General features: G+C 66.7%; 1 protein-coding gene and 2 pseudogenes. All 3 read right to left on the bottom strand.

Annotated features, from left to right (window positions below; genetic code table 11):
- The 3 genes and pseudogenes from QGG75_12895 to QGG75_12885 all read right to left on the bottom strand — a co-directional run bounded on the left by QGG75_12895 (position 1) and on the right by QGG75_12885 (position 2,274).
- Positions 1–138: pseudogene (locus tag QGG75_12895) on the bottom strand (IS3 family transposase).
- Between the two features lie 15 nt (positions 139–153).
- Positions 154–2,007 (bottom strand): hypothetical protein, encoded by a 1,854-nt coding sequence (locus QGG75_12890; GenBank protein MDP6068128.1) that lies wholly within the window; start codon positions 2,005–2,007, stop codon positions 154–156.
- Between the two features lie 3 nt (positions 2,008–2,010).
- Positions 2,011–2,274, bottom strand: a pseudogene (locus tag QGG75_12885) (hypothetical protein).
- Positions 2,275–2,532 lie beyond the last annotated feature (258 nt).

Here is a 2,532-nt window from a genome sequence, read left to right as displayed (position 1 = left end):
ATTGTCGCTGAGCAACCTCGGCTTGTGGGCGATCTTGGCGCGATCGCAGCCTGATGCCTGCAACGCCAGCTTCAGTGTTGCCGTTACGTCGTCGGTCTTCATGGTGGTGCAGAGCTTCCAGGCGATGATGTAGCGGGAATGGCCCTCACCGCCTCACTCCGGATCGACGGCATAGAGCCCGAAGGCGGATAGCTCGTCGGGCAGCTTCAGCGGCACCAGCCAAGCCGGCGGCCGCCGGGCCTTGAGGCGATCGAACAGCGTCTCGTCGCCCCCCCGCCCCCGGTACCAGCGCTGCTCCTTGCCTTTACTGCAGATCAGCAGCCAGTCGATCTGCCGGCGCCTGACGATAGCGCGGGCCTTGGCATCGTCGACGGCCTTCAGGGCATCGTAGGTGTCGAGGATGCCGGCGCTGTTGCGATGGTAGGGCGTGGCCACCACGTGGTGCGGCGTGCGGTAGAGGATCTCGGGCCCGAGGAAGACGAAGCTGAGGATGCGCCGGGGCGGCTTGGCCAGCCCGCCCGCACCCAGGAACCGGCTCATGCGGCCGATCGGGCACTTGGCGCGTTCGGCCGCCGCCACCTCGCCCTTGGAGCCCCGCTCCAGGCCGTGCAGGAAGACAGCAGCCAGCAAGGCCCAGACCGCGAACAGCACGACCGTCAGGGCCCGGGTCAGGGCGCGCAGGAGATTGGCGCTGGTCTGCAGGCGGTCGAGCCGGGCCAGCACCGCCAGAACCAGGGCAGCGTAGGCCGGTACCACGAAGATCTCGGCGAAGGTGGCCCAACGCGCCTGGTAGAGCGCCAGGGGCACAAAGAGCGTAAGCCCGCCGGCCACGAACAGCCACTGGTGGCGCCGCGCACCCTCGCTTGAACGCACCAGGAAGACTACGAAGGGCACGGCCAGCAGCGCCGGGCCCAGGAAGAACAGCACCTCGCGGGCCGACTTGAGCGGCTGGGCGGCAAGCAGCAGCGGCCGCACCTCGCTGACCTTGCGAAACCACACCTCGACCACCCTCGGCGCTACGTCGGCGTGCGGGCCCTGCAACAACTTGGGCACAAACAACCAGGTGGCAAGCAGCACCAACAGCGCCCCCGCCAGGGCCACGCCGGCACGGCCCGAAAGCGCCGCAGCCCAATTCGTGCGCGCCTCGATCAGGCTGACGCCGCGCCAGAAGACGGCGACAGAGGCCAGCGGCAGGAAGTGCAGGAAGGAAAGCCGGTCGGCCTCCTGTGCCAATAGCCCGGCCGGCGGGAACTCCAAGGCCAGAGCCAGCGCCACGCCGAGCGCCAGGGCCGCAGCCAGGGCCAGATTCGGCGGTGTCAACGGCGGGCCGCGCTGCAGCCAGCAGATGCCCAGCGCCAGCAATACCAGGCCGACCAGCAGCAAGCCCTCGACGCTGACCCAGAGCAGCGCCGCCGCCGCCAGTCCGGCCAGTACGCCGTGAGCGAGCCGCGGCCGTTGGCCCAGCAGCCTCAGCGACAGACCTACCAGCAGCACGAAAAAAAGCCCGATCAGGCCGTGGTGGTCGGGCCGCCCGGCGGCGTAGTAGGCCAGCATGGCCGGCTGGGGGACGAACAAGAGGGCACCATAGGCCGTACCGGCCCCGAGCAGCGGCCACAGCGCCCAGACAAAGGCCAGGAGCGTGAGAACATGGAGCAGCGGACTGATGGCCACGCCCCACCAGTAGAGCGCCTGGCGCCGGCCCAGCAAGGGCTCCAGCGGCGCCGCCCCGGCGATCAGCAGCACGTCCAGCGGCCGCGTCCAGTGCTGGCGTTCGCCATAGGGCGTGTTGGAACGGCGCAATACAGTGTTGTACCAGTCGCCCTCCTGCCATAGCGCCTCGACCCGCACCAGCCGCATGTAGCCGTCGGTGCCGCGCAGCGCACCACGGACCAGCGGCGCCGGATCGTTCCACAGCAGCATCGCGTGCACCACCAGCAACAGCAGCAGCGGGATCCAACGGGCGGCGCCGGGTGAGATCTGGGGGCCGGGTAGGGTTGCCTTGCTCACGGCCTACTTTTCCTCGTGGTATTCGGCCTCGGCGTTGACGTTCCAGATGTTCTCGCGGTCATCGATGCCGGCCAGGATGTTGTCCACCGCCGTCATCGCCGTCAGCATGGAGTGGTCCTGGTTGTTGTAGCGATGCATGCCGTTGCGGCCGAGCAGGAAGAGGTTGGCGAAACCGTCGGCGTAGCGCCGCACCACGTCAAAGCGCTGGTAGCTGCCGAGATAGGCGGGATAGGTCTTGGACACGCGTATGACGACACTGTCGATGACGGCAATCGTGACCTGCCCCCAAGGTTTGTACCACATCCTAAGTTAGTCTGTTTGTGTCTAACGTCAGCGCCCTTGGGACACATTGAGGTAATTGCGTAACGGAGGATTTCTGGCTCATCGTATTGACCGAAGGGAACGAAGATGAGGCAGAAATCCATGAGCGAGAACGGTTCACTCCCGCACCCTTGAAAACCGCCGGTTTTGCGGCAATACTGCAAACAAGGGGTAAACGGCACACTGTCCGTCATCAAAACATTC

It is taken from the genome of Alphaproteobacteria bacterium (genome assembly GCA_030740435.1).
In the GTDB taxonomy this organism is placed as follows: Bacteria; Pseudomonadota; Alphaproteobacteria; order UBA2966; family UBA2966.
The sequence above is the reverse complement of the archived record's forward strand: the minus strand, read 5'-3'. Positions and strand labels throughout refer to the sequence as shown.